The organism is Ruegeria sp. CK2 (assembly GCF_056536585.1).
Genome location: NZ_JBQFPW010000066.1, coordinates 1 through 1,032, shown reverse-complemented (window position 1 = coordinate 1,032; position 1,032 = coordinate 1). Strand labels below are relative to the sequence as shown.

General features: G+C 50.3%; 1 protein-coding gene and 1 pseudogene. Both read left to right on the top strand.

Annotated elements, in window-relative coordinates; all coding sequences use genetic code 11:
• Nucleotides 1–136: 136 nt before the first annotated feature.
• Nucleotides 137–342, top strand: a pseudogene (locus tag ACR0BU_RS24710) (hypothetical protein); the annotation flags it as partial.
• Nucleotides 343–529: 187 nt separating this feature from the next.
• Nucleotides 530–1,032: hypothetical protein (locus ACR0BU_RS24705; protein ID WP_480739577.1), on the top strand; the 503-nt coding region annotated here is incomplete at its 3' end.

The following is a 1,032-nucleotide window of genomic DNA, read 5'->3' as shown; positions in this document are numbered from 1 at the left end:
ACAATCTCTTCGGGCTTCGGTCTCGTGTTTGCCATTCCTGGTCCTCCGTTTCCTAAACATAACGATGGACCAGTTCAGTTGGGGAGGCTCACGCAAAGTTTAGGGTGACCCGGTTTAGCTTTACCGAGCCATCAACAAATACGGCAAGCGTCGCTACAGGTGCCGTAATAGGTTCGAGATTGTGTTTGGACGCCTGAATGATTGGCGTCGTGTCGCACGCAGTATGATAGATGCCTAAAGGTGTTTGTCTCGGCCATCGCACTCGCAGCGCAATCTTGTTTTGCCTGTAATATTATGGATCTGGAGTATAGGCTAAGTCCAAAATTTGCGGATTTCTTGTGATGTATTTTTTTGACAGAGTTAGTTGCACGTTGCAGAGTTCAGTTGCCTGAAATTTCCAGTGCGGAGGGGCTTTGTGAACGCAACCTTCAGTAAGACACAGTCGCTAGCTCCAACTTCCATCATAGCTTCGTTATTGTCTTTCCTCTTCACCAGCAGTGCTTGGTCCGACACTGTGGTGCCGCAAATCATGCTGACCGATAACGTTGTTGAACGGATTGAGACCAGAAGAACAACAGATGCGGTTCTCGCTTCGGCATACGAAGCTTTGCTTGCAAGCGCTGATGCCCATTTGGATCAGCCTACAATTGTGGAAGCGCTCAGATCGGATACCTCAGAACTACGGCAGAGCTTTGTTGGTTTTGATCAGAAACCGGTTGAGCGGTTGACAACAATGGGAATGGCGTGGCGTCTGACCGGCGACAAACGCTATGCGGATCGAGCCAGACTGGAGCTTTTGCAACTTGCAGATTTGGAGACGTGGTACCCGGAAAACTTTCTGGGCTTGAGTAGGGTCACGTTGGCGGTTGCGCTTGGCTACAGTTGGATCAGTGAAACTCTGGATGACGGTGATCATGCGGCAATCAAGTCAGCATTGGTCAACAAGGCGTTGAACGAAGCGGCTGGGATCTATGAGCTGGACACGGCTTACTTTGATAAAGGCTGGGTTGTCCCGCAGCGTTGGGTGCATCC